Source organism: Janthinobacterium violaceinigrum (genome assembly GCF_009208555.1).
Lineage (GTDB): Bacteria > Pseudomonadota > Gammaproteobacteria > Burkholderiales > Burkholderiaceae_D > Janthinobacterium > Janthinobacterium violaceinigrum.
The window spans coordinates 47,249-72,972 of record NZ_WFLI01000012.1 but is presented as its reverse complement, the minus strand read 5'-3'; the positions used below and the strand labels follow the sequence as shown (position 1 = coordinate 72,972).

At 65.2% G+C, this 25,724-nt stretch carries 23 protein-coding genes; 11 read left to right on the top strand and 12 right to left on the bottom strand.

Going from position 1 to position 25,724, the window contains the following annotated elements; genetic code table 11:
* Positions 1-9 precede the first annotated feature (9 nt).
* The 11 genes from pcaF (at position 10) to GCN75_RS12630 (ending at position 12,483) form a co-directional block, all read left to right on the top strand.
* Positions 10-1,215: a 3-oxoadipyl-CoA thiolase gene (pcaF, locus tag GCN75_RS12680; protein WP_152282842.1), complete on the top strand. Its 1,206-nt coding sequence runs from the start codon at positions 10-12 to the stop codon at positions 1,213-1,215.
* A 77-nt stretch (positions 1,216-1,292) separates the two neighbouring features.
* Positions 1,293-2,444: an ABC transporter substrate-binding protein gene (locus tag GCN75_RS12675; RefSeq protein ID WP_152282841.1), complete on the top strand. Its 1,152-nt coding sequence runs from the start codon at positions 1,293-1,295 to the stop codon at positions 2,442-2,444.
* Between the two features lie 81 nt (positions 2,445-2,525).
* Complete coding sequence (locus GCN75_RS12670; RefSeq protein ID WP_152282840.1) at positions 2,526-3,404, top strand: branched-chain amino acid ABC transporter permease; 879 nt, start codon at positions 2,526-2,528, stop codon at positions 3,402-3,404.
* Complete coding sequence (locus GCN75_RS12665) at positions 3,401-4,384, top strand: branched-chain amino acid ABC transporter permease (protein ID WP_152282839.1); 984 nt, start codon at positions 3,401-3,403, stop codon at positions 4,382-4,384. Before GCN75_RS12670 ends, GCN75_RS12665 begins: the two co-directional genes overlap by 4 nt.
* Position 4,385: 1 nt before the next feature.
* Positions 4,386-5,141, top strand: coding sequence for an ABC transporter ATP-binding protein (locus tag GCN75_RS12660; protein ID WP_152282838.1), 756 nt, complete (start codon positions 4,386-4,388; stop codon positions 5,139-5,141).
* On the top strand, positions 5,138-5,869 hold the full coding sequence (locus tag GCN75_RS12655) for an ABC transporter ATP-binding protein (protein ID WP_152282837.1): 732 nt from the start codon (positions 5,138-5,140) through the stop codon (positions 5,867-5,869). The genes GCN75_RS12660 and GCN75_RS12655 overlap by 4 nt, the downstream gene beginning before the upstream one ends.
* Positions 5,870-5,971: 102 nt before the next feature.
* Complete coding sequence (gene paaY / locus GCN75_RS12650; RefSeq protein ID WP_152282836.1) at positions 5,972-6,586, top strand: phenylacetic acid degradation protein PaaY; 615 nt, start codon at positions 5,972-5,974, stop codon at positions 6,584-6,586.
* Between the two features lie 94 nt (positions 6,587-6,680).
* Positions 6,681-8,732, top strand: coding sequence for a phenylacetic acid degradation bifunctional protein PaaZ (gene paaZ / locus GCN75_RS12645; RefSeq protein WP_152282835.1), 2,052 nt, complete (start codon positions 6,681-6,683; stop codon positions 8,730-8,732).
* Positions 8,733-9,145: 413 nt separating this feature from the next.
* A complete protein-coding gene (locus GCN75_RS12640) occupies positions 9,146-10,408 on the top strand; it encodes a hypothetical protein (protein WP_152282834.1) in 1,263 nt (420 codons plus the stop codon).
* A 10-nt stretch (positions 10,409-10,418) separates the two neighbouring features.
* Entirely contained in the window at positions 10,419-10,826 is a 408-nt protein-coding gene (locus GCN75_RS12635) for a type 2 periplasmic-binding domain-containing protein (protein WP_152282833.1), read from the top strand.
* A gap of 61 nt (positions 10,827-10,887) precedes the next feature.
* Complete coding sequence (locus GCN75_RS12630) at positions 10,888-12,483, top strand: methyl-accepting chemotaxis protein (RefSeq protein ID WP_226941348.1); 1,596 nt, start codon at positions 10,888-10,890, stop codon at positions 12,481-12,483.
* A 33-nt stretch (positions 12,484-12,516) separates the two neighbouring features.
* Here the strand turns inward: GCN75_RS12630 and GCN75_RS12625 are convergent, their stop codons facing one another.
* The 12 genes from GCN75_RS12625 to GCN75_RS12570 form a co-directional block, all read right to left on the bottom strand.
* Entirely contained in the window at positions 12,517-13,740 is a 1,224-nt protein-coding gene (locus tag GCN75_RS12625) for a M24 family metallopeptidase (protein WP_152282832.1), read from the bottom strand.
* Positions 13,741-13,798: 58 nt separating this feature from the next.
* A complete protein-coding gene (locus tag GCN75_RS12620; protein WP_226941345.1) occupies positions 13,799-14,335 on the bottom strand; it encodes a type II secretion system protein in 537 nt (178 codons plus the stop codon).
* Positions 14,322-14,705, bottom strand: coding sequence for a type IV pilin protein (locus tag GCN75_RS12615; RefSeq protein ID WP_152255061.1), 384 nt, complete (start codon positions 14,703-14,705; stop codon positions 14,322-14,324). Before GCN75_RS12615 ends, GCN75_RS12620 begins: the two co-directional genes overlap by 14 nt.
* Before the next feature lie 5 nt (positions 14,706-14,710).
* Entirely contained in the window at positions 14,711-15,181 is a 471-nt protein-coding gene (locus GCN75_RS12610; protein WP_152282831.1) for a type II secretion system protein, read from the bottom strand.
* 8 nt (positions 15,182-15,189) lie between these two features.
* The gene (locus tag GCN75_RS12605) at positions 15,190-17,094 is read right to left on the bottom strand and encodes a secretin and TonB N-terminal domain-containing protein (protein ID WP_226941344.1); all 1,905 of its coding nucleotides are present in this window, start codon (positions 17,092-17,094) and stop codon (positions 15,190-15,192) included.
* Complete coding sequence (locus GCN75_RS12600; RefSeq protein ID WP_152282830.1) at positions 17,091-17,630, bottom strand: hypothetical protein; 540 nt, start codon at positions 17,628-17,630, stop codon at positions 17,091-17,093. Before GCN75_RS12600 ends, GCN75_RS12605 begins: the two co-directional genes overlap by 4 nt.
* The gene (gene pilO / locus GCN75_RS12595) at positions 17,627-18,253 is read right to left on the bottom strand and encodes a type 4a pilus biogenesis protein PilO (protein ID WP_152282829.1); all 627 of its coding nucleotides are present in this window, start codon (positions 18,251-18,253) and stop codon (positions 17,627-17,629) included. Before pilO ends, GCN75_RS12600 begins: the two co-directional genes overlap by 4 nt.
* On the bottom strand, positions 18,241-18,783 hold the full coding sequence (locus GCN75_RS12590; protein ID WP_152282828.1) for a hypothetical protein: 543 nt from the start codon (positions 18,781-18,783) through the stop codon (positions 18,241-18,243). The genes pilO and GCN75_RS12590 overlap by 13 nt, the downstream gene beginning before the upstream one ends.
* Positions 18,774-19,562: a hypothetical protein gene (locus tag GCN75_RS12585; RefSeq protein WP_152282827.1), complete on the bottom strand. Its 789-nt coding sequence runs from the start codon at positions 19,560-19,562 to the stop codon at positions 18,774-18,776. Before GCN75_RS12585 ends, GCN75_RS12590 begins: the two co-directional genes overlap by 10 nt.
* The gene (locus tag GCN75_RS12580) at positions 19,549-21,246 is read right to left on the bottom strand and encodes a GspE/PulE family protein (protein WP_152282826.1); all 1,698 of its coding nucleotides are present in this window, start codon (positions 21,244-21,246) and stop codon (positions 19,549-19,551) included. The genes GCN75_RS12585 and GCN75_RS12580 overlap by 14 nt, the downstream gene beginning before the upstream one ends.
* A gap of 10 nt (positions 21,247-21,256) precedes the next feature.
* Positions 21,257-22,450, bottom strand: a complete 1,194-nt coding sequence (locus GCN75_RS12575) for a type II secretion system F family protein (protein ID WP_152282825.1) — start codon at positions 22,448-22,450, stop codon at positions 21,257-21,259.
* A 249-nt stretch (positions 22,451-22,699) separates the two neighbouring features.
* Positions 22,700-25,231 carry a M4 family metallopeptidase gene (locus GCN75_RS12570; RefSeq protein WP_152282824.1) on the bottom strand — a complete coding sequence of 844 codons (2,532 nt, stop codon included), beginning with the start codon at positions 25,229-25,231 and terminating at the stop codon, positions 22,700-22,702.
* Positions 25,232-25,724: the final 493 nt, after the last annotated feature.

Here is a 25,724-nt window from a genome sequence, read left to right as displayed (position 1 = left end):
GGATAGACCATGAACGAAGCCTTTATTTGTGACGCCGTGCGCACTCCCTTTGGCCGCTATGGCGGCGCGCTGTCGAGCGTGCGCGCCGACGACCTGGGTGCGCTGCCGATTGCCGCGCTGATCGCCCGCAACCCGTCCGTCGACTGGTCCGCCATCGACGACGTGTTTTACGGCTGCGCCAACCAGGCGGGCGAAGACAACCGCAACGTGGGCCGCATGGCAGCGCTGCTGGCCGGCTTGCCGGCCGCCGTGCCCGCCAATACCATCAACCGCCTGTGCGGCTCCAGCCTCGATGCCGTCGGCATGGCGGCCCGTTCCATCAAGGCGGGCGAGGCGGAACTGATCATCGCCGGCGGCGTGGAAAGCATGACGCGCGCGCCTTTCGTGATGGGCAAGGCCGACAGCGCGTTCTCGCGCGCGGCAAAGATCGAGGACACGACCCTGGGCTGGCGCTTCGTGAACGGTAAGATGAAGGCGCAGTACGGCATCGACACCATGCCGGAAACGGCGGAAAACGTGGCCGTGGAATTTGGCATCAGCCGCGCCGACCAGGATGCGCTCGCCCTGCGCAGCCAGCAGCGCTGGGCCGCCGCCCACGCGGCCGGCGTGTTCGAGCGCGAAATCGTGCCCGTCGCCGTGCCGCAAAAAAAGGGCGATCCGAAGATGGTCACCGCCGACGAACATCCGCGTCCCGACACCTCGCTGGAAATGCTGGCAAAGCTCAAGGGCGTGGTCAAGGCGGACGGCACCGTCACGGCCGGCAATGCCTCGGGCCTGAACGACGGCGCCTGCGCCATTCTGCTGGCGTCCGCCGCCGCCGTCGACAAGTACAAATTGACGGCCCGCGCAAAAGTGCTGGGCATGGCCACGGCCGGCCTGGCGCCGCGCATCATGGGTTTCGGTCCTTCGCCCGCTTCGCGCAAGGTGCTGGCGCAGACGGGTCTGACCATCGAACAGATGGACGTCATCGAACTCAATGAGGCGTTTGCCGCGCAGGCGCTGGCCGTCACGCGCGACCTGGGCCTGGCGGACGATGCCGCGCACGTGAACCCGAATGGCGGCGCCATCGCCATCGGCCATCCGCTGGGCGCATCGGGTGCGCGCCTGGTGATGGCCGCCCTGAACCAGCTCGAACGTACGGGCGGGCGCTATGCTTTGTGCACCATGTGTATCGGCGTGGGGCAGGGTATTGCTGTAGTGATTGAACGCGTATAAAAAAGTAAAAAAGGCGCAGGCTGGTAAAAAAGCGCCAACCATACATAGACCGTAGTGCCAACCTGGTGGAGACCACAATGATTGCCAATATCTTCAAGAAAACCCTGATCGCCGGCGTGCTGGCCATGTCCGCTGCGGGCGCGTATGCGGCCGATAACATCAAGATCGGCTCCGTGCTGTCCGTCACGGGTCCTGCCGCCTTCCTGGGCGACCCGGAGCTGAAAACCCTGCAGCTGTATATCGAGAAGATCAACGCGGCCGGCGGCGTCCTGGGACGCAAGCTGGAACTGGTGCACTACGATGACGGCAGCGATGCCGCCAAGGCCAACGGTTTTACCAAGCGCCTGATCGAGTCGGACAAGGTCGACGTGCTGATCGGCGGCACCACCACCGGCGCGACGATGGCGATGGCGCCATTGGTCGACCGCGCCAGCATGCCCTTCATTTCGCTGGCCGGCGCCGTGGTCATCATCGATCCCGTGAAGAAGTGGGTGTTCAAGACGCCGCACACGGACCGCATGGCGGCCGAGAAGGTGTTCGAGGACATGAAGAAGCGCGGCATCAGCAAGGTGGGCCTGCTGTCGGAAACGAGCGGTTTCGGCGCCTCGGGCCGCAAGGAATCGCAGATCGTCGCCTCGAAATACGGCATCACCCTGGTGGCCGATGAAACCTACGGCCCGAAAGACACGGACATCACGGCGCAGCTGACCCGCATCAAGAATACAAGCGGCGTGCAAGCCGTCTTTGTCTTTGGCCTGGGCCAGGGCCCGGCCGTGGTGACAAAGAACTACGGCCAGCTGGCCATGTCCGCGCTGCCGCTGTACCAGTCGCATGGCGTGGCGTCGGACGAATACCTGAAGCTGTCGGGCAAGGCTGCTGAAGGCGTGCGCCTGCCGACGCCAGCCCTGCTGATCGGCGCCATGCTGCCCGACAGCGACGCGCAAAAAGCCGTCGTCGTCGGCTACGACAAGACGTACAAGGAGCGCTACAAGATCGACCCGTCGACCTTTGGCGGCTATGCGCTCGACGCCCTGAACCTGTCGGTCGACGCCATCAAGCGCGCCGGCGGCACGGACCGCGAAAAAGTGCGCACGGCGCTGGAACAGACCAAGGGTTTCGTGGGCACCACCGGTGTCTTCAACATGTCGGCCAAGGACCACATGGGCCTGGACCTGTCGGCTTTCCGCATGGTCGAAGTGAAGAACGGCGAATGGCAATTGTCTAAATAAGTTCGAGAAGGTAAGTCGGAAGTACCCGCGCGGGCTGCCCTCGACGGCGGCCCGCGCGCAGCCGAACATAATGGAGACACCATGGAAGTCGCTCAATTTCTACAATTTCTGTATTCCGGGATGACGGTCGGTTCCGCCTATGCGCTGGCGGCGCTGGGCTTTACCATCATCTACAACACCAGCGGCGTGATCAACTTCGCCCAGGGCGAGTTCATCATGCTGGGCGGGATGCTGGCTGCCGTGATGTCGGCCGCCGGCGTGCCGCTGCCGCTGGCCATCATCCTGGCCGTCGTCGCCACGGGTATCGTTGGCCTACTGATGGAAAAAACCGTGATCGAACCGGCGCAAAACGCGCAGGTCATCACCCTCTTGATCATCACCATCGGCGCTTCGCTGGTGCTGCGCGGCCTGGTGCAAATCTGGCTGGGCAAGGATACGCATGCGCTGCCGGCCTTTTCCGGCGACGCGCCGATCGAATTCCTGGGCGCCAGCCTGCTGCCGCAAAGCCTGTGGGTGCTGGGCGTGACGGTTGTCATCGTGCTGGTGCTGGGATGGTTCTTTGGCCGCACTCTGATGGGCAAGGCCATGCTGGCCACCTCGCACAACAAGCTGGCCGCGCAACTGGTGGGCATCAATACGCGCAAGGTGCTGCTGTTCTCGTTCGGCCTGTCGGCGCTCTTGGGTGCGGCGGGCGGCATCCTCGTCGCGCCAATCACGTATACCTCGTATGACGCGGGCATCATGCTGGGCCTGAAAGGCTTCGTTGCCGCCGTCCTCGGTGGCCTGGGCGGCGGCGCGGGCGCCATTGCCGGTGGCCTGATCCTGGGCATCGCCGAAGCCATGACGGCCGGTTACATTTCGTCGGCCTACAAGGACGCCGTGCCTTTCGTGCTGATCCTGCTGATCCTGTTCTTCCTGCCGCAAGGCTTGTTTGGCGCTAAAAATTCGGAGCGAGTATGACCAACTTTTTCACACGCTCGCGCCACGGCGGCTTGCTGGTGCTGGCCCTGGTGCTGGCCATCCTGCCCCTGTTCCTCAGCAACGCGTTCTACTATGACGTGGCGATCCGCATCGCCCTGAACGCCATCGTCGTCATCGGCCTGAACCTGTTGATGGGCTACACGGGGCAGATCAGCCTCGGTCATGCCGGTTTCTATGGCCTGGGCGCGTATGCGTCGGCCGTGCTGACCACCCACTACGGCTGGCCGCCGCTGGCCGCGCTGGCGGCGGGCGCCGTCGCCACCGGCCTGCTGGCGCTGCTGCTGGCGCGCCCCGTGCTGAAACTCAAGGGCCATACCCTGGCCATGGCGACCCTGGGCCTGGGCATCATCATTTCCATCGTCATCAACAACGAGACGCAATGGACGGGCGGGCCGGACGGCATCGGCGTGTCTGCCTTCACGGTGGCCGGCCTGGAAATCGCCGGCGAGAAATCGTGGTACCTGGTGTGTGCCGTGCTGTTGTTGCTGGTTACCTGGCTGGCCCTGAACCTGATCGATTCGCCCGTCGGCCGCGCGCTGCAGGCCATCCACGGCTCGGAAGTGGCGGCCCGCGTGGTGGGCGTCGACACGACCCGCTTCAAGGTGCGCGTGTTCGTGCTGTCGGCCGTCATCGCCAGCATCGCGGGCAGCATCAGCGCCCACTATATCGGCTTCATCACGCCCAACCTGGCCGGCTTCTTCCACTCGATCGAACTTGTGACGATGGTGGTGGTGGGCGGCATGGCGTCGATCTTCGGCTCCATCATCGGTGCGGCCCTGCTGACGATCCTGCCGCAACTGCTGTCCAGTTTCGAAGGCTGGGAAACGGTGGTGTTTGGCGTGATCCTCATGGCGACCATGATCTTCATGCCCAAGGGCCTGGTGCCCAGCCTGGCCAGCCGTTCGCGCAAGCGGGCTGCCACGCCCAAGGCGCCCGTCAAATCCGCGCAGGAGGTGTGACATGCTGACGATTAACAATCTGAGCAAGAGCTTTGGCGGTGTGCACGCGGTGCAGGACGTGAGCTTTACCGTCAAGGAAGGTAATATCCATTCCGTGATCGGCCCGAACGGCGCCGGCAAGACGACCCTGTTCAACCTGATCACGGGCGTGTACATGCCCACCAAAGGCGAGATCCTGCTCAATGGCGAAAACGTGGCCGCCATGTCGCCCGATGCGCTGGCGCGGCGCGGCATGAGCCGCACCTTCCAGAACCTGCAGGTGTGCATGAACATGACGGCCATCGACAACGTGATGGTGGGCGCGCACCTGCGCCTGAACCAGAACCTGTTCGCTTCCATGCTGCGCTTGCCGTCCGTGCGCCGCGCCGATGCGGCTTGCCGCGACGAGGCGGCGGGCCTGATGGAATTCGTCGGCGTGGGCCGGCATATCGATGACGAAGCGGGGCAGATGTCGTACGGCGCCTTGAAACGCCTGGAAATCGCCCGCGCGCTGGCGGCCAAGCCGAAGGTGCTGCTGCTCGATGAACCGGCCGCAGGCCTGAACCACACGGAAACGGGCGAAATCGAAGCCTTGATCCGCAAGGTGGCGCAGTCGGGCGTGACGGTGGTGCTGGTCGAGCATGACATGAAACTGGTGATGAATCTGTCGGACCATATCCTGGTGCTCGACTATGGCAAGAAGCTGGCCGAAGGGACTGCCGCCGAAGTGCGCGCCAACCCCGACGTGGTGGCAGCGTATCTGGGAGTGGCTGCATGATGATGGAAAAACCTCAATCGCCGCTGGTGCTCGACATCCAGGGACTGACCAGCCATTACGGCCGCATCCAGGCCCTGCACGGCATCGACCTGCAGGTGCGCCAGGGCCAATTGGTGGCGCTGGTGGGCGCCAATGGCGCCGGCAAGACCACCCTGCTGCGTGCCATCTCGGGCGTGCAGCCGATCAGCGCCGGCAGCATTGCCTTCGCGGGCCAGGACGTGAGCCGCATGAGCGCGGACAAGCGTGTGCGCAGCGGTATTTGCCAGGTGCCGGAAGGGCGGCAAGTGTTCGGCCCCATGACGGTGGAAGACAATCTGCTCCTGGGCGCCTTCACGCGTCCTGCGCAGGACGTGGCGGGCGACATGGAGCGCATGTACGGCCTGTTCCCGATCCTGAAGGAAAAGCGCCTGCTGCTGGCCGGGACGCTCTCCGGCGGGCAGCAGCAGATGCTGGCGATGGCGCGCGCGCTGATGGGCCGCCCGCAACTGCTGCTGCTCGATGAGCCGAGCATGGGCCTGGCGCCCTTGCTGATCGCGGAAATCTTCCGCATCGTGGCCGAGTTGCGCGACCAGGGCATCACCATCTTCCTCGTCGAGCAGAACGCGCATGCGGCGCTGTCGATCGCCGACGTGGGCTATGTGATCGAGACGGGCGCCATCACGCTGTCCGGCCCCGGTCCCGAGTTGCTGCATAACGAGCAGGTGCAAAGCGCTTATCTCGGCATGTGAAAATCTGGGGGCAGACCCGTCGGGACCCGGCGTCCCCGTCTGACCCCAGCTCTACGCTGCGTCTAGAAATAGATTTCGCGGCATTTGTATTGGAGAGTGAGTATGGTCAAAGTCTACGAAATCAACGGCGTCACCCCCGTCGTCCACCCCAGCGCCTACGTGCACCCGTCGGCCGTGCTGATCGGCGACGTGATCGTCGGCCCGCGCTGCTATATCGGCCCGCTGGCCTCGATCCGCGGCGACTTCGGCCGCCTGATACTGGAAGAGGGCGCGAACCTGCAGGACACCTGCGTCATGCACGGTTTTCCCGGCTGCGACACGGTGGTCGAAGTCGACGGCCATATCGGCCATGGTGCTGTGCTGCACGGCTGCCGCATCGGCCGCAATGCGCTCGTCGGCATGAATGCGGTGGTGATGGACAACGCCATCATCGGCGAGGATTCCATCGTCGCGGCCATGAGTTTCGTCAAGGCGGGCATGATCGTCGCGCCGCGCAGCATGGTGGTGGGCACGCCGGCCAAGGTGATGCGCATGCTCACCGATGATGAAATCAAATGGAAAAGCTCGGGCACGGGCCAGTACCACGAACTGGCCGTGCGCTCCATGCACACGATGCGCGAAGTGGAAGCCCTGACGGAAGTCGAGGCAAATCGCCAGCGCCTGAATTTCGAATCGGCCTTGCCGCTGCATCTGCACAAGAACGCAGCAGCGCAGTAAGCCAGCATGGGCCTAGGTCGGATCAGCGGGGCAGTGCCCCGCGCAATCCGACGCCACCAACCTCACCAACACCTTTGTTTTACGGAGAAACCACATGGCTCACATATCCACGCTGCAAAGCCTGATCGCCGGCCGCTGGCTGGGCGAAAGCGCCGCCGTGCCCCTGCACAGCGCCTTGAACAACCGTGTCATCTATCACACGCACGGGGAAAAGATCGACTTCGACGAAGCCGTCACGTATGCGCGCAAGACGGGCGTACCGGGCCTGATGGCGCTGGACTTCCAGCAGCGCGCCGCGCGCCTGAAGGCGCTGGCCCTGTACCTGGTCGAGCGCAAGGAAGAGCTGTATGCGATCTCGCACCTGTCGGGCGCCACGCGCGCAGACAGCTGGGTCGACATCGAGGGCGGCACGGGCACCCTGTTCGCCTACGCCAGCATGGGCAGCAACGAGCTGCCGTCGTCGAACGTGCTGCATGAAGGCCCGGCCATCGCGCTGGGCAAAAAGGGCGGTTTCGCCGGCACGCACATCCTGGTGCCGCGCGGCGGCCTGGCCGTGCACATCAACGCCTTCAATTTCCCCATCTGGGGTTTGCTGGAAAAATTCGCGCCCAGCTTCCTGGCGGCGATGCCCTGCATCGCCAAGCCGGCCACGGCGACGAGCTACCTGACGCAAGCCGTCGTGCGCATGATGCACGAATCGGGTTTGCTGCCGGCCGGCAGTTTGCAGCTGGTGATCGGTTCCACGGGCGACTTGCTGGACCGCTTGAATGGCCAGGATTTCGTCACCTTCACGGGATCGGCCGCCACGGCTGCCAAGCTGCGCACCAATCCGAACCTGATCGCCCAGTCCGTGCCGTTCAACGGCGAAGCCGATTCGCTCAACTGCGCCATCCTGGCGCCGGACGTCACGCCGGACGACGTGGAATTCGACCTGTTCGTCAAGGAAGTCGTGCGCGAGATGACGGGCAAGTCGGGCCAGAAGTGCACGGCCATCCGCCGTATCATCGTGCCCGAGCACCTGATGGATGCCGTCGGCACGCGCTTGCGCGAACGCCTGGCCAAGGTGGTGGTGGGCGACCCGTCCATCGACGGCGTGCGCATGGGCGCGCTGGCCTCGAAAGAGCAGCAGAACGACGTGGCCGAGCGCGTCGCCACCCTGTCGCAGGGTAACGAGGTGGTGTTTGGCGCGGCCGACGGCTTCAACCCGCTGGGCGATGGCGCTCAAGATGGCAGCTTCTTCTCGCCGACCCTGCTGCTGTGCCGCGACGCCTTTGGCAACGACGCCGTGCATGACGTGGAAGCGTTCGGTCCCGTCAGCACCATGATGGGTTACAAGGAGGTCGATGAGGCGCTGGCCCTGGCCGCGCGCGGCAAGGGCAGCCTGGTAAGCACCCTGGTGACGCGCGATCCTAAGATCGCCGCGCGCGTGGTGCCGCAAGTGGCGGCCACGCATGGCCGCGTGCACGTGCTCGAGCGCGTGGCGTCCGTCGATTCGACGGGCCATGGCTCGCCCTTGCCGCAGCTGAAGCACGGCGGCCCTGGCCGCGCGGGCGGCGGCGAAGAGCTGGGCGGCGTGCGCGCCGTGCGCCATTACCTGCAACGGGCGGCCGTGCAAGGCTCGCCGACCATGCTGGCGGCCATCACGGGCGAGTACGTGCGCGGCGCGGACGTCAACGAAAGCCCGATCCACCCGTTCCGCAAGCACTTCGAGGACTTGAAGACGGGCGACTCGCTGCTCACGCACCGCCGCACCGTCAGCGAAGCGGACATCGTCGCCTTCGGCGGCATCTCGGGCGACTTCTTCTACATGCACTTCGACGAAATCGCGGCCAAGGAATCGCAGTTCGGCAAGCGCATCGCCCACGGCTACTTCGTGCTGTCGGCCGCCGCCGGCCTGTTCGTCTCGCCCGGCGTGGGGCCCGTGCTGGCCAACTACGGCCTGGACAACCTGCGCTTCGTCGCGCCCGTCGCCATCGGCGACACCATCCGCGCGCGCCTGACGTGCAAGCGCAAGGTCGATCGCAACCGCAAGGACGTGTTTGGCGTGGGGCAGGGCGTGGTGGCGTGGGACGTGCAGGTGACCAACCAGAATGAAGAACTGGTGGCCAGCTACGACATCCTGACCCTGGTGTCGAAGCGCGAATAAGCGTTTCCGGCTGGACTGGCTGGAACGGCGCCGCCCGCGATATTCGCGCGGGCGGCGCTTTTTTCATGCGTGAAGGACTGCTCCATTCCACGGAGTCCTTTCCGTCTTGAATTATCCATAAGTGTATGAAAAGTATAGTGAAAGTGTGGTTTTGCACGGCGTGCTATTTAGATAAACCCCTCTAGAACGCGTGCTTTTTCCCTGAAAATGGGCGAATTCGCTCATTGCCTCCAGAAAACTTTCCAAAGTAAAACCTTTTCTCTGTAGCATGGTTTTACTCACTGGTCACGCCGCCATACACGCCCAAGGCGATGGCGGCGCGAAAAAACGGACCCGGCCTTTCACGGCCGGTGAGCCATCGACCTCGAGTCCACTCCACGATTAATGTTCACCGCTACGGGTATTTAATTACTATGAATAAACACGTCCTGATTTTCCTGCTGGCCATGCCCCTGGCCATCAGCCATGCCTATGCCGAAGAGGCCATCGGCCCCGCCGTCAAGATCAGCGGTTACGGCAGTGCCGCCCTGACCATGGCCGATACCGACAACGCGCAGTTTGTGCGCCCGAACCAGGCTGCCGGCGCCGGCCGCACTGCGCGCACGGGTGTCGATTCCAACCTGGGCTTGCAGGCCAATGTCACCGTCAACCCGTGGCTGTCGGCCACCGTGCAGGGACTGGCGCGCAAGGATGGCGAGGATGATTTCGGCGCGGAGCTGGCGTGGGCCTTCGCCAAGGCCAAGGTGTCGGACAGCTTCAGTGTGCGCGTCGGCCGCATGGGCCTGCCCGTCTTCATGATTTCCGATTACCGCAACGTGGGCTATGCGAACACCATGCTGCGCCCGCCCGGCGAAATGTATTCGCAGGTTCCCCTCAACAGCATCGACGGCATCGACGGCACCTACCAGTTCAGCGCGGGCGATACCAGCATCACCACGCAGCTGGCGCTGGGCCGCACCAAGGCCACCCTGGCCACGGGTCCCGATTCGACCGTGCAGGTGGAAGGCAAGTCCATCGTCGCCCTCAACGTGGTGGCCGAGCATGGCCCCGTCACCGTGCGCTTCGGCCGGGCCGAGACCAGGCTGACGATCAACGATTCGCCCAGCCTGAATACCTTGATGGGCAGCCTGCGCGCGGCTGGCAGCGGCTACAGGATCGCCCAGCTGGGCGCCCTGGCCGATGCGCTGGAAGTGAAGGACAAGAAGGCATCGTTCACGTCCGTGGGCCTGGGCCTGGACTGGAACAACGTGCTGGTGCAGTCGGAATATGCGAAGCGCAAGACGGACAGCTATGTCAGCGACAGCACCTCGTGGTACGTTATGGGCGGCTATCGCATGGGCGCTTTTCTGCCGTACTACAGCCACGCCAGCCTGAAGGCCGATGGCCGCGTGAACAACACCGTGCCTGCCGCCTGTCCTGCCGGCTATCCGGCCGCCTGCACGCCGACCCTGCGCGCCCTGTCGGCCGGCGTCGATACCCTGGCCTATATGCGCAACCAGCTGGAGCAGTCGACGGACAGCATCGGCGTGCGCTGGGACTTCCACCGTTCGGCCGCCCTGAAGGTGCAGATCGACCGTATCAAGCCGAAGAATGGCCCGGGCCTGTTCGTGCAAGCCAAGCCAGGCTTCCATGGTCCCGTCACGGTGGCTGCCGCCGCCATCGATTTCGTTTTCTGAGGAGCGCCGCATGAAACCATTTATTGCAAATGTGGCTGCCTTGCTGGCACTGTCGACCGCCGTTCCTGCCATGGCCGAAGTGGTCGTGGTGGTCAATCCGAAGAGCGCCGCCGGCGCCATGACGAATGAACAGGTGGCGCAGTTTTTCCTCGGTAAATCGACGGCCATGACGCCGATCGACCAGCCGGAAAGTGCCCCCGTGCGCGCCGAGTTCTACAAGAAGGTGACAGACAAGGAGCCGTCGCAGGCGAAGGCCCTGTGGTCCAAGCTGGTCTTCACGGGCAAGGCGACCTTGCCGAAGGAAGTGGCCAATAGCGCGGACGTGAAGAAGGCCGTTGCGGCCGATCCGAAAGCCATCGGCTATATCGAAAAGAGTGCCGTCGACGGCACCGTCAAAGTGGTGCTGACGGCGCCATAAAGCCGGCTCGGGCCGCACGCCATGCGGCGGCCCGACAATCGATCAACATCAGGAGACAGCAATGAGCATCAAACGCAAGATATGGGCGCTGCCTGTCGTCTCGGCCGTGATTTTCGGACTGGGACTGGCCGTCAGCGCCTATCTGTCCACGGCCACGCTCAATTCCATCCACGCCACCGAAAGTGCCGACTATCCCGTGCTCGACATGGCCAAGTCGCTGACCCTGGACGTGGCCGCCGTCGGCGACGCCCTGCGCGATGCCGTCAGCGAAGGCGACAAGGAGCGTATCGGCCAAGTTGGCGGCCAGGCCGTCAAGCTGCGCGCCAAACTGGGCGATTTTGCGGCGATCCCCGGCCAGCGCGAGCAGGGCCAGCGCCTGGCCAAGGAATTCGATGCCTACTATGCGCCGGCGCTGAGCGCGGCGCGCATCATGCTGGAAATGGAGGAAGGCGATCCGCAGGCGACCGTGGCGCGCATGCAGGGTGCGCTGGCGGTGCTCAACGCCGACCTGGCGAAGACCAACGAACAGGCGCAAGTGCAGTTCAAGCAGGGCATAGAACGCAGCGCGGCCAATGTGCGCAATGCGCTCAATACCAGCATCGCCGTGGCGCTGGCCGTCATCGTCTGCCTGGTGGCCGTATCGCACTTCGTCGTGCGCGCCATCTGGCAGCAGCTGGGCGGCGAACCCGAATACGCGCGCCAGATCGCGCGCGCCGTGGCCGACGGCGACCTGTCCATGCATATCGTGACGGAGGCGGGCGACCAGGACAGCCTGCTGGCGGCGCTGAAGGACATGCGCGCCAAGCTCGGTGGCATGGTCTCCGATATCAAGGCGTCGGCCGAGACCATCCAGGTGGCCAGCGCGGAAATCGCCCAGGGCAATGCGGACCTGGCCGCGCGTACGGAATCGCAGGCGGGCAGCCTGGATCAGACAGCGCGCAGCATGGACAGCCTCACCAGCACCGTGCGCGACAACGCCGCCAATGCAGGGCAGGCGCACGAACTGGTGGTGTCGGCGTCGGTGGTGGCGGTCAAGGGCGGGCAGGTGGTCAGCCAGGTGGTGAGCACCATGGGCGAGATCAACGATTCATCCAGGCGCATCGTCGATATCATTGGCGTCATCGACGGCATCGCCTTCCAGACGAATATCCTGGCCCTGAATGCGGCCGTGGAGGCTGCGCGCGCGGGCGAGCAGGGACGGGGTTTTGCCGTGGTGGCGTCCGAAGTGCGCAACCTGGCGCAGCGCAGCGCGGCGGCGGCGCGCGAGATCAAGCAATTGATCGGCGATTCGGTGGCCAAGGTGAATGTCGGCTCGAAGCTGGTCGACGAGGCGGGGCTGACCATGGGGCAGATCGTCGATTCCGTGAAAAAAGTGGCCGACATCATGGCCGAGATCAGCGCAGCGAGCCAGGCGCAAAGCGCCGGCATCGGCGATATCGGCGTGGCCATCGGCAGCATGGACCAGATGACGCAGCAGAACTCCGCGCTGGTGGAACAGGCGTCGGCAGCGGCAGAATCGCTGCAGGAACAGGCCGTGCAGCTGGGCACGGCGCTGGCCGTCTTCAAGCTGGCGCAGGGCGGCGCCGTGCCGGACTACGCGCGAGGCGCCTCGGCCCCGCTAATCCGACCTACCTTGCTGGCGTTGGCGAAGAGGTAGGCTGGATTAGCACAGCGTAATCCAGCACCTGGACTACGCCTGCAGCCCGAACGGATCGTCGATGCTGTGCGCCGGCTGGGTGAACCAGCGCGGACCGTTTTCCGTCATGTAGAAATGGTCTTCATGGCGGATGCCGAATTCGCCGGGGATGCAGATCATCGGCTCGTTCGAGAAGCACATGCCCACGTCGAGCGGCGTCGTGTCGTTACCCACCAGGTAAGGCCATTCGTGGATATCGAGGCCGATGCCGTGGCCCGTGCGGTGCGGCAGGCCGGGCAGCTTGTAGCCGGGGCCAAAGCCGTCCGACGCCAAAGAGATGCGCGCCGCGCGGTCCACGTCGCCGCAGGGCACGCCCAGCTGTGCGGCGGAAAACGCCGCGGCCTGCGCCGCCTTTTCGCTGTTCCACACGCTGCGCTGACGCGCGCTGATGGCGCCAAACACATAGGTGCGCGTGATGTCGGAGATGTAGTTCATCACCTGGCAGCCCGTGTCGATCAGCACCGTGTCGCCCGCCTTCAGCGTTTGCACGTAGTTGACGCCATGCGGATAGGCCGTCGCTTCGCCGAACAGCACGATGCAGAAGTACGAGCGGGGCGCTCCCACCTTGCGATGCGCGCGCTGGATGAATTCTTCCACTTCCACGGTCGTGATGCCTTCATGCAGCATGCTGGCCGTGGCCACGTGCACGGCCAGGGTCATGTCCATCACGCGCTGCATCAGGGCGATTTCTGCGGCGGACTTGCGGCTGCGGCAGTAGGCGGTGACGGCGCGCGCATTTTCCAGTGCGTAGCCGGGAGCCAGCGGCCGGATGCCGTCATAGATGAAGAAGGCGGCGCTTTCGCAGATGCCCACGCGCGGCGGTGCGGCCGCATCCTGGGCTATGCCCATGCGCGCCAGCGCGTCGACGAACAGCTGGTACGGGCTTTCATGTTCTTCCCAGCAATTGACCTTGCCCTCGATGACCATGAAACCCGTCAGGGTGCTTTCTTCGAAGGCGGGGGCGATGTATTCGAGTTCTCCGCTGGCCGGCAGGATGGCGCCCACCATGCGTTCGCTGGCATACCACTTGGTGCCCGTGAAATAGGTGAGGTTGGCGCCCGCGTTCAGGTAGATCGCGGCGATGCCCTGTTTGCGCATGAAGGCTTGTGCCTTGGCGATGCGCTGCGCATGTTCGTCCTTGCCGATGGCGACCATGCCGGACGTCATGTCCGACAGCGATGCCAATGCCTGTTCGATGGAAGTGCCACCTATGCTCATGCCTGCTCCTTTGTACGATGCGTGATGTCGATGCGTGATGCCGAAAGGCCGCATGATATCAGTTCGCGCCTTTCGGCTTGAGTCCGGGCGCGCCGCCGGCGGCATCGGGCTGGGCCAGCACCAGGTCATGCGGATACGTGAATTGCCAGTCCGCGTAGCGCTGCTTGCGGCGCAGACTGGCGTCTTCGTCGAGGAAGTTGTCCTGCTTGATAGGCAGCTGCGGCGACAGCGAATGGATGCCGACGATGCGGCCCTCCTGCCGCAGCAGGCCCCATTCCGCCTTGCCCGTGACGGGGTCGGCGTACAGGCGGCGCAGATGCCACCGGGCGTTGGCGTAGCGCGGGTCGCGCAGCAGCTCCTGCAAGGTCAGGGGATAACGGGGGCGGCCATCGCCCGGCGTGCTGTCGTAATAGCGGCCCAGCGCGTTGCGGAATTCATGGCCGATGAACAGCAGCTCGCGCTCTTTTTCGCGCCGCGCGGCAGTGGCAAGCAGCTCGCTGGCCAGCACCAGGCCCACGCCCATGAAGGCCACCAGCATCAGGGTCCAGATATACGCGAAGCCCCGTGCGCGGGGCAGAAAGCTAGAGCTGCTCAAAGGGGATGCCCTCGCGCGTCTTGCCCTTGGCGCCGCTGCGCACGTCGGCCACGCCGCCGATCTCGCCATTGGGCGACGGGATCAATTGCCAGGTGGCGGCGGACTCCGTGACGGGGTCCAAGGGCACGCTGCGGAAGTAGTGGTGGGTCACCAGGTCGGCCAGCGCGGCCGGGTACTCGCCCTTGTCGGCATAGTATTTATCGAGGCCGCTCCTGAGCACCTGCAGGTTTTCCTTCAGCGCCACTTCCTTGGATTTTTCCACCGAGCCGAAATAGCGGGGAATGGCGATCGTCAGCAGCAGCGAGATGATCGCCAGCACCACCAGCAGTTCGACCAGCGTAAAGCCACGCCGCAAGGACGGGTAGGACATGTCGGTCACCATTGATTGAGCGGCACGCCGTTCAGGCCCACCTTGGTCGAGCGCGAGGCGACGTCGAACACGTCCTCGCCTTCGTTGGGATTGTCGGGCGGCGAGGCATAGGCGCGCTTGCTCCAGCTGTCGGCCGCGCTGCCAGTCTCCCTGGGCTGGAACGGGTCGCGCGGCAGGCGGCGCAGGAAATAGATGTTCTGTTTCGACGGGCTGCGCTGGTCGGGCACGCCCTCGACCAGTTCCTCGAGTTTTTTCGGATAGCCGGAAGCGCCCAGCGACAGCTTGATGCGGCCATTGTCCGAGGCGCGCTTGTAGGCATCGATGGCTTCGCGCATCTCGATCAGGGCGCTGCGCAATTCATGTTCCTTCGCCCTTTGCTGCGCCACCTGCGCCATCGGCACGGCGACCGTGGCCAGGGTGGCCATGATCGCCAGGGTGATCATCAGTTCGATGAAGGTAAAGCCCTGCTGTTTCATGGCCCACCTCACTGGCCGCCCTTGACCGTGGCCGATGGCGTGGCGCCGGCCTTGTCGCCGGCGGCGGGCGCTTCGTCGCCGCCCGTCATGGGCGAGCCGCTGCGCGGGGCGGCCTGCTCGGGTGCGGCGACGGATTCGGGGCTGCCGCCCACGCTGGCGCGTCCGCCCACGGAGGCCTCGGTGCCGGAATTGAATTCGGCCGTCATCAGGTCGGGGCGGCGGATGCTGCGCAGCAGGCGCGGCGTAATCGACAGCACGATTTCGCTGCGCATGGCGTCGTCCTTCTGGCTGCCGAACAGGCGGTTCAGCACGGGCAGTTCGCCCACGCCGGGCACCTTGTTGGCCGTGCCCCGGTCTTCGTCGCTGATCAGGCCCGCCAGTACCTGCGTTTCGCCATCCTTCAGGCGCAGCACCGTGGAGGCGCTGCGCGTGCCTATCTGGTAAGCCTGCGTACCCGTCTTGCTGATCACTTCCTTGACGACGTTCGACACTTCCAGGTTGATCTTGATGGCCACTTCGTCGTCCAGGTAGACGTTCGGCTCGACGTCGAGCTTCAGGCCCACGTCGATGTAGTTGACGCTGTCGGAACTGACGCCGTTATTCGTCGTGACGGTAATGACGGGCACGCGGTCGCCGATGAGAATCTTGGCCTTTTCCTTGTTGCGCACGCGGATGCGCGGGTTGGCCAGGATATTGCTGTCGCTATCGGTCTTGTTGGCGTTGAGCGTCACGCCGCCGATGGCCAGGTTGATGTTGTCGCCATTGATGCGGTGCAGATCGGCCACCTTCAGGCCGCCCAATCCCGTGCCGACGCCGGCCAGCGTGAGGCTGGCCTGGTCCGGCCAGCGTACGCCCAGTTCCATTAGGCGCGTGCGCTTCACTTCCAGCACTTCCACCTCCAGCATCACTTCCGGGTCGGCCAGGTCCTGCACGTTGATGATGCGCTCGGCCATGCGCACCATTTCCGGCGTATCGCGCAGCATGATGATGCCCAGGCGCTCGTCGGTGACGACGTCCTTGGCCTTGAGCAGGGTCTTGATGGAAAACGCCACCGTCTTGACGTCCGCATTGGCGAGGAAGAAGGTGCGCACCACCAGCTGCTGGTAATCCTTCACCTTTTGCGGCGTGTTCGGGTAGATCGTGATCGACTTGTCGCTGGTGACGCTCTGTTCGAGCTGGTTGGCGCCCAGCAGCATGGCGATGGCTTCCTCGATGCTGGTGTCGCGCACGGAAATGGTGGCGCGCAGGGCCGGGTCGACTTCCTTGTCGAAGACGAAGTTCAGGCCCGATACCTTGCTGAGAAGATCGAACACGGAGCGCAGCGGCGCGTCGCGAAATTCGAGGGTCACGGGTTTGCGGTAGGCGGCCGCCAGCTTGCCGCCGGCCGGCCGCGCCTTTGCCTGCTCGTCGCCGATGCGGCTTTTCAGGGCCAGCGCCTCGCGCTGTGCGGGGCGTTCCTGCAGTACCTGGCGCAAGGCTTCCTGCGCCTGCGCGACATTCGCTTCGCCGCCGCGCTGGTAGCTGGCCTGCGCTTCCTGCACCAGCTTGCGATGCCGCTCATCCTGCGCCAGGCCGTCCAGGCCACGCTGCGCCACGTCGTTGCTGGCGTCCAGCGCCAGGGCCTGCCGGTACAGCGCTTGCGCCCCGGGCAGGTTGCCCTGCTGGCGCAGCGCCTCGGCGCGGCCATTCAGGTTGTTCAGCGCGCGCATCCTGCCGTTCGTGACGGCGATGCGGTACTTGGCGTTGGTCGGCTCGGCTTGCGCCGCCTGTTCCAGCAGGGCCAGGCCCTGTTCCGTGCGGCCGGCGCCCAGCATGGCCTGGCCGTCGTTGTAGGCCTGGTTGCCGGCGCAGGCGGCCAGCAGGGACAGCAGCGGGAGCAGGGTGATGATAGTACGTGGTGCGCGTCGTTTCAATTGAGGTCCCCTACGGCGAGTGTCTGTTTCTGGTTGAGCGGCAGATAGGTAAATTGCAGTGCGCCCTGTACCACGCCGTCGAAGCGGTAGCGCTCTTCGAGCGTGTCGCCGGGACGCGCCACCACGTTGCGGTCGCCCGTTTGCAGGAAGTAGGCAGCCTTGCCTTCGTCGACGAAGCGGCCGAGGAACTGGAACGGCAAGGGCGGCGGTGCATTCGCGTCGACGGCGGCGACGGTGAGCGTGGCCTGCGCCGCCTGCTGGTCGAGCATGATCTTTTTCGGCGTATCGGGCTGCCAGCTTTGCTTGGCAAACAGGGTAGCCGCTTCGTCATCGTCGAGCGCGCGCCGCGGATGGATCGCCAGCGGGCGGCCAGGCGCCGGCGCGGCGGCATCGGGAAGCACGGTCGCTGGCGCCACCCGCTCCACCTGGCGCGTGGTGGCGGTGGCCGGCCCCACGATGCTGCCTTCGTCCTCGGGCGCGAAGAGGGCGGCCAGCAAAGTGGCCACGGCGGCGCCTCCCAGTACGGCTTTTTTCATCGGCGTACCTCCGGCTTCTTCACCAGCAGGATGAACTGGATGCGGGCGTCGATCTCGCCCGCTTCGATCTGCTCGCGCTTGAAGAGCACGGAGTCGAGCGTCAGGGTGGGCAGCTCCTGCAAGGCGTCGACGATGAACGTTTGCAGCTGCGTGTATTCGGCCTTCACGGGCAGGGTGATCTGGTAGCGCAGGAAGGCCGTATTGCCATCTTCCTGCGGCTTGTAGTCCGCCTTGGCCAGGGTGACCCCGCTCTTCTGCGCCACCTCCAGCAAGGTTTTCAGCTGCTCGGGAATGCTGTCATGCGCGGGCAGGTAGGCGTGGAAAGCGGCCAGGCTGTCGGCGTCGGCGTCGGCATCGAGCGCGATGGCGGTCGGCGGCTGCACCGACTGTTTCGCCGCTGCGGCCAGTTGCGCGGCCAGTTGCTGCTGGCGCGCAGCCAGCGCATCGCCTTGCTGCATGGCGAAGGCGGCCAGCGCCAGGCAGGCCGCGCCGATGGCGCTGGGCCAGCCCAAAGTACGCCACAGCCGTTGCGCTTCCCACCTCAGGCGCGGCGGCAGGCGCAGTTGCAGGCGTGGACGCGCCACGGGCGTGCTGGCTTTCAGCACGGATTTTATTGCCGCCATTGCGCCTCCAGCTGAAAACGGTACGGGTGTTCGGGAGCGTTCGCATTCATCTCGTGTTTGAGCAGGTACACGGAACTGAACATGGGCTGCTGGTTCAGGAAGGCCAGGTAGTTGAGCATGTCCTGTGGCGTTTCCGCTTCGGCGGCGATTTTCAGGACGCTGGCGCCATCCTGTCCCTGCTGCGCGTTCAGGTCCAGTCCCAGCAGGGCCACGCGCAGGTCGCGCGGCGCCTGCACCGTTTTGACCAGGCGCGTGACGGGCAGGTTGAGCTGGCGCACGGCGGCGGCCACCTGTTTCAGTTCGCTGTCGCGTTCGCGCTGCTGGGCCGCCGAGAGGGGGGCGCGCACGGGACGCGCGGGCTGCAGCTGGGCCAGTTGCGCTTCCAGGCGCCGCGTTTCCTGCGCCTGCACCAGCCAGTACACGGCGGCCGGCAACAGCAGCAGGGCGCCTGCCAGGCACAGGGCCAGGCGCCAGCCGCTGAACGTCTGCATTGCGCCGGGGGCCAGCAATTCCAGGCGGCTCAGGCCCATGCGGCCTCCCGCATCAGGTGCGCGGCGCTGGCCACGGCGACGGGCTGGAAGCGCGCCGGCAGTGCATCCTGCGGCTCGCCGCTCAGGTCCAGCAGCGCCACGTGTTCGATCGCATCGAGCTGCGGCGCGCGCAAGTTCCAGCGCCGCCACGCCCGATCCAGTTCGTCGCCCCAGGCGGCGGCGCAGGACTGGCTGTGCAGGGCTGCGATGCGCCCGCCGCTGCTGGTGGCCAGCAGCAGCCGTCCCCCTTCCACCAGGGCGAAGGCGGCAGGTTTGCTACCGGCGATGCTGCGCCAGGCCGGGCCCACGACGGGTTCGATGGACAGGCAGCGCCGGCCATGCGCGGCGGCGGCATCCTGCACGCCCTGCAGCAGGGCCGCATCGATGCCGCAGGCCAGGCGCGGCTTGCCGTACGGCGCGTCGTCGGCAGCGAGGCGCCAGGCGCGCGCGCCATCGCCGTAGACGGCGGCGAACTGGCTGTGCAGGAAGCGCTGCGCGCTGGCCCGGTCGAGCAGGGCGCCGCTCCACGGCACCATCAGCATGGCGCACCAGCGGCTGGCCAGGCTGACGGCCAGCGGCAGTTTTTTTTCATTGTGCTGTTCGAGCCAGCCGCGCAAGCTTGCCAGCGCCACTTCCCAGCTGGCGTCGGGGTTCAGGATGGGCACGTGAAAAGCGCTGTCCGCTACGGGACGGCCGGCGCGGCGCAGCACGCCGTCCAATCCGTGCGGCGCCAGGTGCAGGCATACGGTGGCCCGGGTAACGCGTTCAATAAGTGACACGATTGAGCTCCGCTAAAGTGGTTTCGCCGCGCCGCACCAGGTCCAGGCCCGCCTCGCGCGCCAGACGGAAGCCGTTGCGCGCCGCTTCTTCCTTCATCTGGCTCAGGGGCGCGCGCGTGCAGATCATTTCGCGCATGGCGTCGCTGAGCATCAGGACCTCGGCGACGGCCTTGCGGCCCTTGTAGCCGGTGCCGCGGCAGTGGCCGCAGCCCTTGCCGGCCATGAATTGCCAGTCCTGCACCTGGTGCAGGGCCAGGCCGCTGTCGCGCAGCTGCTGCGCATCGGCCAGCACTTCGGCGCTGGCGTCGACGGCGCAATGGGCGCAATTGAGGCGCAGCAGGCGCTGCGCCACGATGCCGTTCAGGGCCGCCGCAAAGCTGTAGGCGTCGACGCCCATGTGCAGGAAGCGGCCCACCACGTCGAACACGTTATTCGCGTGCACGGTGGTAAATACCAGGTGGCCCGTGAGCGCCGCCTGCACGGCGATCTGCGCCGTCTCGTCGTCGCGGATCTCGCCGATCATGATCTTGTCGGGATCGTGGCGCAGGATGGAGCGCAGGCCGCGCGCGAACGTCAGCCCCTTTTTTTCGTTGACGGGAATCTGCAGCACGCGCGGCAGCCGGTATTCGACGGGGTCTTCGATGGTGACGATCTTGTCGCGTCCCGTGTTGATTTCCGTGATGGCCGCGTACAAGGTGGTGGTCTTGCCGGAACCCGTGGGACCCGTCACCAGCAGCATGCCGTGCGGCTTGGCGGCCAGGCGCCGTATCTGTTCGATGGCATCCTCGTTCAGGCCCAGGCTTTCCAGGCGCAGCGCCTGCGCCGCCTCCGTCAGTGCGCGCCGGTCCAGCAGGCGCAGCACGGCGTCCTCGCCAAAGATATTGGGCATGATGGAGACGCGGAAATCGATCTCAGCCCCTTTCACGCGCACCTTGAAGCGGCCGTCCTGCGGGATGCGGCGCTCGGCGATGTCGAGGTCGGCCATCACCTTGATGCGCGAAATGATCTGTTCCGCCATCGCCAGGCCCTGCACCTGGCCCGCCTGCACCAGCACGCCGTCGACGCGGTATTTGATGACCAGGCTGGCCACGTCGCATTCGAGGTGGATGTCGCTGGCCTGGAATTTCAGGGCGTCGTAGATGGTGGAGTTCACCAGTTTTACTACCGGGCTGCTGTCTTCGCTGATGCGAATGAGTGAGATGTCCTCGATGCTCTGGTCTAGGCCCGGCACGTCGTCCCCATGCTGCATTTCCTGCATCGCCTGCTGCACGCTTTCCTGCTGCTGCAGGTAGGCGGCCAGGTCGTCCGGATGCGCCAGCGCCACCGTGAAGGGCGTGGACAGGGCGAAGTCGGCCCACTGCAGCAGGTCTTCGCTGAAGGGGTTGCCGATGACGAGCACGGGCGGCACGCCGGGAACGCCCGGCTGCAGCAGCACGCAGTCGCGCTGGGCGCAATCGGTGTAGGGCAGCAGGGCAAACGCGGGCAAGGCGGCTTGCAGCTCGGCCATCGTCCAGGCCGGATAGCGGAACAGGGCAGCCAGCTGGCGCAGGAAGACTTCGGGCGGCAGGGCCGCCGTTTCCTGCAGCACGGCCATCTGCGGACGGCCCTGTTCCAGCGCGCTGGCGTGGGCGCGGCGCAGCATGGCCGCATCGAGCACGGCCCGTTCTTCGTCGCGTGCGTTCATGGCATGACCCTCAAGATAAGCTCCCGGCCAGTTCAAAGATCGGCATGTACATCAGCACCACCACGCCGCCGATCACCACGCCGATGATGGTCATCAAGAGCGGTTCGAGCAGGCGCGAAGCCCAGTCCACCCAGCGGGCAAATTCCTCATCGTGGAATTTGGCCGAACGTTCCAGCATGTCGCCCAGGCGGCCCGTGTTTTCTCCCACTTTCAGCAGCGATTGCGCCACGGGCGTGGCCATGCCGGCCTGTTCCAGCGCGGTGGAAAACGGCATGCCTTCCTGCACCGCGCGGCGCGCCTGCGCCAGCTGCTCCTGCTGCGCCGGCAGCAGCATGGGCGCGACCATGGCCAGCGCCTTGTGCAGGGGGATGCCCGCATGCAGCAGCAGGCTCAGGGCGCGGTAAAAGCGGGCCAGGCGGAATTCCGCCGCCTTCCCGGCCAGCACGGGCAGGCGCAGCAGACGCAGGACCAGGGCCTGGCGCGCGCCGGCATTGGCGGCGCCGAAGACCACGGCGCCGACGGCGGCGGCCAGCGCGCCGGCGCACAGCAGCGGGTGCGCGGCCAGGGTCTGGCCAAAGCCCAGCAGCATCTGCGACATCCAGGGAATTTCGCGGCCCGAGCTTTCGTAGACGACGCTGAACTTCGGCACCACATAGCCGAGCAGGAACAGCGTCACCAGGCCGCCGACGACGAGCAGCATGCACGGGTAGATGGCGGCGGAAATCAGTTTTTTGCGGATGGCGTCGAACTGCAGCTGGTAGCCGACGAAGCGCGCCAGCGCCTCGGGCAGGTTGCCCGAGCGTTCGGCCGCATGCACGGTGGCGATGTAGATGTCGGGGAAGATGTCGGGAAAACCGGCCAGGGTGTCGGAAAAGCTTTGCCCCTGCTGCAGGGTGAGCACGATGGCGGCCAGCGTGGCCTTGGCGCCAGGGCGCGTTTCCTTGTTGTGCAGGGTGGCCATGGCCTCGCCCAGGTTCAGGCCCGCTTCGAGCAGGGCCAGCAGCTCCTGGCTGAATTGCAGCAGGGGCAGCCCCTGCTTGCCCGCGCGCGGCGCGGCGCCCGCATCCTGCGCACTGCCGTCATCGACGGCCAGCACGCGCCATCCGCCGCGCACGGCCGCGCGGATCGCCTCGGCCTCGCTGGGGGCGTCGATGGCCAGCGCCTGGCTGCCCGCCGGGCCCTGCACCTGGAGGTGGAACTGCATCGTCGGCTCAGGTGAGCATGGCGACGGAAGCGGACGGGGACAGGCTGTTATGGGGGAAGGCGCGTGCGGTCAAAGTAGGCATCGGTCGGGAACAATCCAAAAAAAGTTCAATTCGTCGCGGGTACCGGCAGCAGCAAGATGCAGTGAGTTGCCTCAGGGTAGACTGGAATTGCCAGAAAATCAATCGTGTTGTGCTGCTAAATGCGGGCGGCTGGCCGCAATTGGCCGGCCGCCCGCATGTTCAGCCGCTTACTGGGTAACCAGGCTGACCTTGTCGATCACGAACGAGGTTTGCAGCGAAGCGTCCTCGGTCGCGGCAAACGAGATCTGCACGGTCTGGCCCTTGTAGGCGATCAGGTCGAACGTGCGGATCTGGTAGCCGGCTGCCTTGTTCACGTTCGAATACGTGGCCAGGGTGCCCAGCACGGTGCCGGCGCTGTTCTTCACGGTGACGACCAGCTTGTCGTACACGGTATTGCCCGTTTCCGCCGTGTCGATGTGCAGCGCGAAGCTCAGGCTGGCGGACGTGGCGGCGGCCGGAATGGCCACGCTTTGCGTCAGCGATTCGCTGGCCGTGGCGCCATTGCCGCCCAGCCAGGCGTACTGCGTGCCTTCATACGCCACCTGGCCCGTGAAGGTGCCGATGGCGCCCGTGGTGCCGCTCCAGCCCGTGGCGCCGGACTCGAAGCCGCCGTTCGTCACGCGTTCGGTGGCGCTGCTGGTGCCCACCGTCAGGGTGGCGTTGTTCGACGTCGCCGTCACGGCTGGCGAGGACGAATCCGTCACCGTGGCCTTGAAGACGGCGCCGTTGTCGGCCGCTGCAGCCGTGAAGCTGTAGGCGGGCGACGTGGCGCCGCTGATCACGGCGCCGTTGCGGTACCACTTGTAGGTGTACGGTGCCGTGCCGCCGCCCGCGCCCACGGCGAACGAGGCGGTGGCGCCCGGTGCGACCGTGATGCTGGCCGGCTGGCTGGTGATGCTCACCGCGCCGCCCGTGGTCGATTCATCGACGTCGGCGCCCACGTTGATGGCCGCATAGGCGCGCTTGACGGCGATCGACTCGGCGCTGCCCACGCCATACAGTTCCTCGGCTGCCTGCAGCACCTTGTTGCGCGCATCGGCGTAGTTGGTCGACGAGGTGAACTTGGTGGTCGCGGCCTTGAACCAGATGCGGTAGGCCTTGTCGCTGCCGATACCCGTCATGGCCAGCGGGCTCTTGTTCAGGTAGGAGCTGTAGTAGTCGCTGCTGGACGTGGAGTTCGAACCTTGCGACAGGAAGTAGAACATGCGGTTGTTCGGGCCGCTGCTGTAGTGGACGTCGAGGTTCTTGATGGTGCTGCTCCACGCATTCGGGCTGCTGCCATCCTTGCTTGGCTTGTACAGCCAACGCAGCGGCTGGCCATTCTTGGCGATCTCCTTGCCCGTCATCCAATCGTTGCCCGTGTTGGGGATACTGGTGCCCGTGCCGCCGGCGCGCGCATAGGCTTCCACCATTTCACCGGCGATGTCCGAGCTCGATTCGTTCAAGCCGCCCGATTCTTGCGAGTAGATCAGGCCCGAGGTAGCGTCCGTGATGCCGTGGCCCATTTCGTGGCCGATCACGTCGATGGAACCGAGGTTGTTGAACGAGCTGCCGCCGTCGCCGATGTACATGCACTTGCAGCTGCTGTCGTAGTAGGCGTTGTCGTAGGCCGTGTTGACGTGGGCGGCGATGTGCGTGGCCGTGTTGTTGCCGTCCAGGCTGGACCAGCCCAGCACATTCTTGTGCGTGTCGTAGGTGTTCATCAGGCCCCACATGGCGTTCACGGCTGCCGTCTGGCCGTTGGCGTTGGTGGTGCTGCCGCCGCTGATGTATTGCTGGCCGTCGCCCCAGGTATTGCTGGTGCTGCTGTACACGCTGCCCGAGGTGGTGCCGTGGTTGGCATTCGTGATGGCCATGCCGCCGAAGCTGCCGCCCGTGCCGCGGCTGGGGTCCTTCATGGTGTAGGTGCTGCCCGTGAGCGTGGTGTTGAGCGGCACCTGGCCGTTGTACTGGCTGTTGCCGATGCCGGCCACGGTTTTCAGGGCTTTCCATTGACGCAGGATGCGGCCATCCTTGGCGCTGACGATGGTGTCGTAGTAGACGGGCTTGTTGCCGCTGATCATGCGCGTCTGCACGAGGTAGGCCAGCTCGTAGTGGTCGACCACGTCCTGCACGTCGAGGGCGTTCAGCGCGGCTTCCGATTTGTTCTCGGCGCCAGCCACGCGCACTGTTTTCATCACGGGATAGATCAGCAGCTGCGCCTGCGGCGGCACATGGTCGACGGCCGGCACGCCGATGTTTTTCACTGCGGCGGCGATGGCGGCGGCGGCGCTGACGGCCGGCGTGGTGTCGATATCGGTGGTGGCGCTGCGGGTGACGGAATTGACGCCGCCGCTACCGAGGCCGGAGGCGCGGTCCGACACGGATTCGCTGACGATGTCGCCGGCGTTGTTGCTGACCACGACCGTCTCGGAACCGAAGACGGGCAAGCCCTTGTAGGTGTGCTGGACGCGGCTCACGCGCGTGCCGCTGACGCCCGGATGCTGGGCGCCGACGGCAAAGCCATGTTCGGTATTGAGGCCGCGGCTGCGCGCCTGCGCCGCCAGCTTGTTGACCAGGCTGGCGTTCTCTTGTGGAGAGGCCAGGGTGACCGGCGCGGCCATCAGGGTTTGTGGCAGCGGCGTGGCGGCGTCGGCCGTGGTGGCCATCAGCGGCAGGGCGGCGATGGATGCGGCAACTATCGTCAAACGTAAATTCATTTCTGCTCCATGGTATCGGTTAAGGAAATGGTGAATGAACTGGCCGCGATGTCTGATGGCCACCCCGACGGGCCTGGCGGCAGGCGGATAGCCTGTCGTTTTGTGGTGGCATGACGCCGGGTAGGGGGACACTAAACTTGTCGATATCGCCATGTCAAAAAATTCAAGAAATGGGTCACTACACGAATTTTTGTTAAGAATTGAACATTTATCGGCGCTGCACTAGAGGAAAGTTTGATTTATCGCAAGCTGCAATTTTTGTTTTGGACTACTTCGTCAAATGGCGCGTTCTGTTGGAAAAACACTGTTGCATTTTTTAAATGTTGCGATCTACACTAGGTATTCGCGTGATCCCCAGCGGGCTACGCGAGGACAAAAAAAGCGCACGCGGCAATGACCGCGTCCAGATACAGCGCATCGGGAAAAAAATCGGGAGTTTCACATGACGTCAGTTCTGTTTTCTGCTGTTGGTTTCAGCCATTTCCCCTCTGGA

Coding starts and splice junctions, on each gene's coding strand:
- GCN75_RS12610 (WP_152282831.1), bottom strand. CDS start 15,181: ATGAAACAGCAGGGCTTTACCTTCATCGAACTGATGATCACCCTGGCG.
- paaY (WP_152282836.1), top strand. CDS start 5,972: ATGGTCAAAGTCTACGAAATCAACGGCGTCACCCCCGTCGTCCACCCC.
- GCN75_RS12570 (WP_152282824.1), bottom strand. CDS start 25,231: ATGAATTTACGTTTGACGATAGTTGCCGCATCCATCGCCGCCCTGCCG.
- pcaF (WP_152282842.1), top strand. CDS start 10: ATGAACGAAGCCTTTATTTGTGACGCCGTGCGCACTCCCTTTGGCCGC.
- GCN75_RS12635 (WP_152282833.1), top strand. CDS start 10,419: ATGAAACCATTTATTGCAAATGTGGCTGCCTTGCTGGCACTGTCGACC.
- GCN75_RS12625 (WP_152282832.1), bottom strand. CDS start 13,740: ATGAGCATAGGTGGCACTTCCATCGAACAGGCATTGGCATCGCTGTCG.
- GCN75_RS12580 (WP_152282826.1), bottom strand. CDS start 21,246: ATGAACGCACGCGACGAAGAACGGGCCGTGCTCGATGCGGCCATGCTG.
- GCN75_RS12670 (WP_152282840.1), top strand. CDS start 2,526: ATGGAAGTCGCTCAATTTCTACAATTTCTGTATTCCGGGATGACGGTC.
- GCN75_RS12600 (WP_152282830.1), bottom strand. CDS start 17,630: ATGAAAAAAGCCGTACTGGGAGGCGCCGCCGTGGCCACTTTGCTGGCC.
- GCN75_RS12675 (WP_152282841.1), top strand. CDS start 1,293: ATGATTGCCAATATCTTCAAGAAAACCCTGATCGCCGGCGTGCTGGCC.
- GCN75_RS12655 (WP_152282837.1), top strand. CDS start 5,138: ATGATGATGGAAAAACCTCAATCGCCGCTGGTGCTCGACATCCAGGGA.
- pilO (WP_152282829.1), bottom strand. CDS start 18,253: ATGGCGGCAATAAAATCCGTGCTGAAAGCCAGCACGCCCGTGGCGCGT.
- GCN75_RS12590 (WP_152282828.1), bottom strand. CDS start 18,783: ATGGGCCTGAGCCGCCTGGAATTGCTGGCCCCCGGCGCAATGCAGACG.
- GCN75_RS12615 (WP_152255061.1), bottom strand. CDS start 14,705: ATGTCCTACCCGTCCTTGCGGCGTGGCTTTACGCTGGTCGAACTGCTG.
- GCN75_RS12575 (WP_152282825.1), bottom strand. CDS start 22,450: ATGCAGTTCCACCTCCAGGTGCAGGGCCCGGCGGGCAGCCAGGCGCTG.
- GCN75_RS12665 (WP_152282839.1), top strand. CDS start 3,401: ATGACCAACTTTTTCACACGCTCGCGCCACGGCGGCTTGCTGGTGCTG.
- paaZ (WP_152282835.1), top strand. CDS start 6,681: ATGGCTCACATATCCACGCTGCAAAGCCTGATCGCCGGCCGCTGGCTG.
- GCN75_RS12640 (WP_152282834.1), top strand. CDS start 9,146: ATGAATAAACACGTCCTGATTTTCCTGCTGGCCATGCCCCTGGCCATC.
- GCN75_RS12630 (WP_226941348.1), top strand. CDS start 10,888: ATGAGCATCAAACGCAAGATATGGGCGCTGCCTGTCGTCTCGGCCGTG.
- GCN75_RS12660 (WP_152282838.1), top strand. CDS start 4,386: ATGCTGACGATTAACAATCTGAGCAAGAGCTTTGGCGGTGTGCACGCG.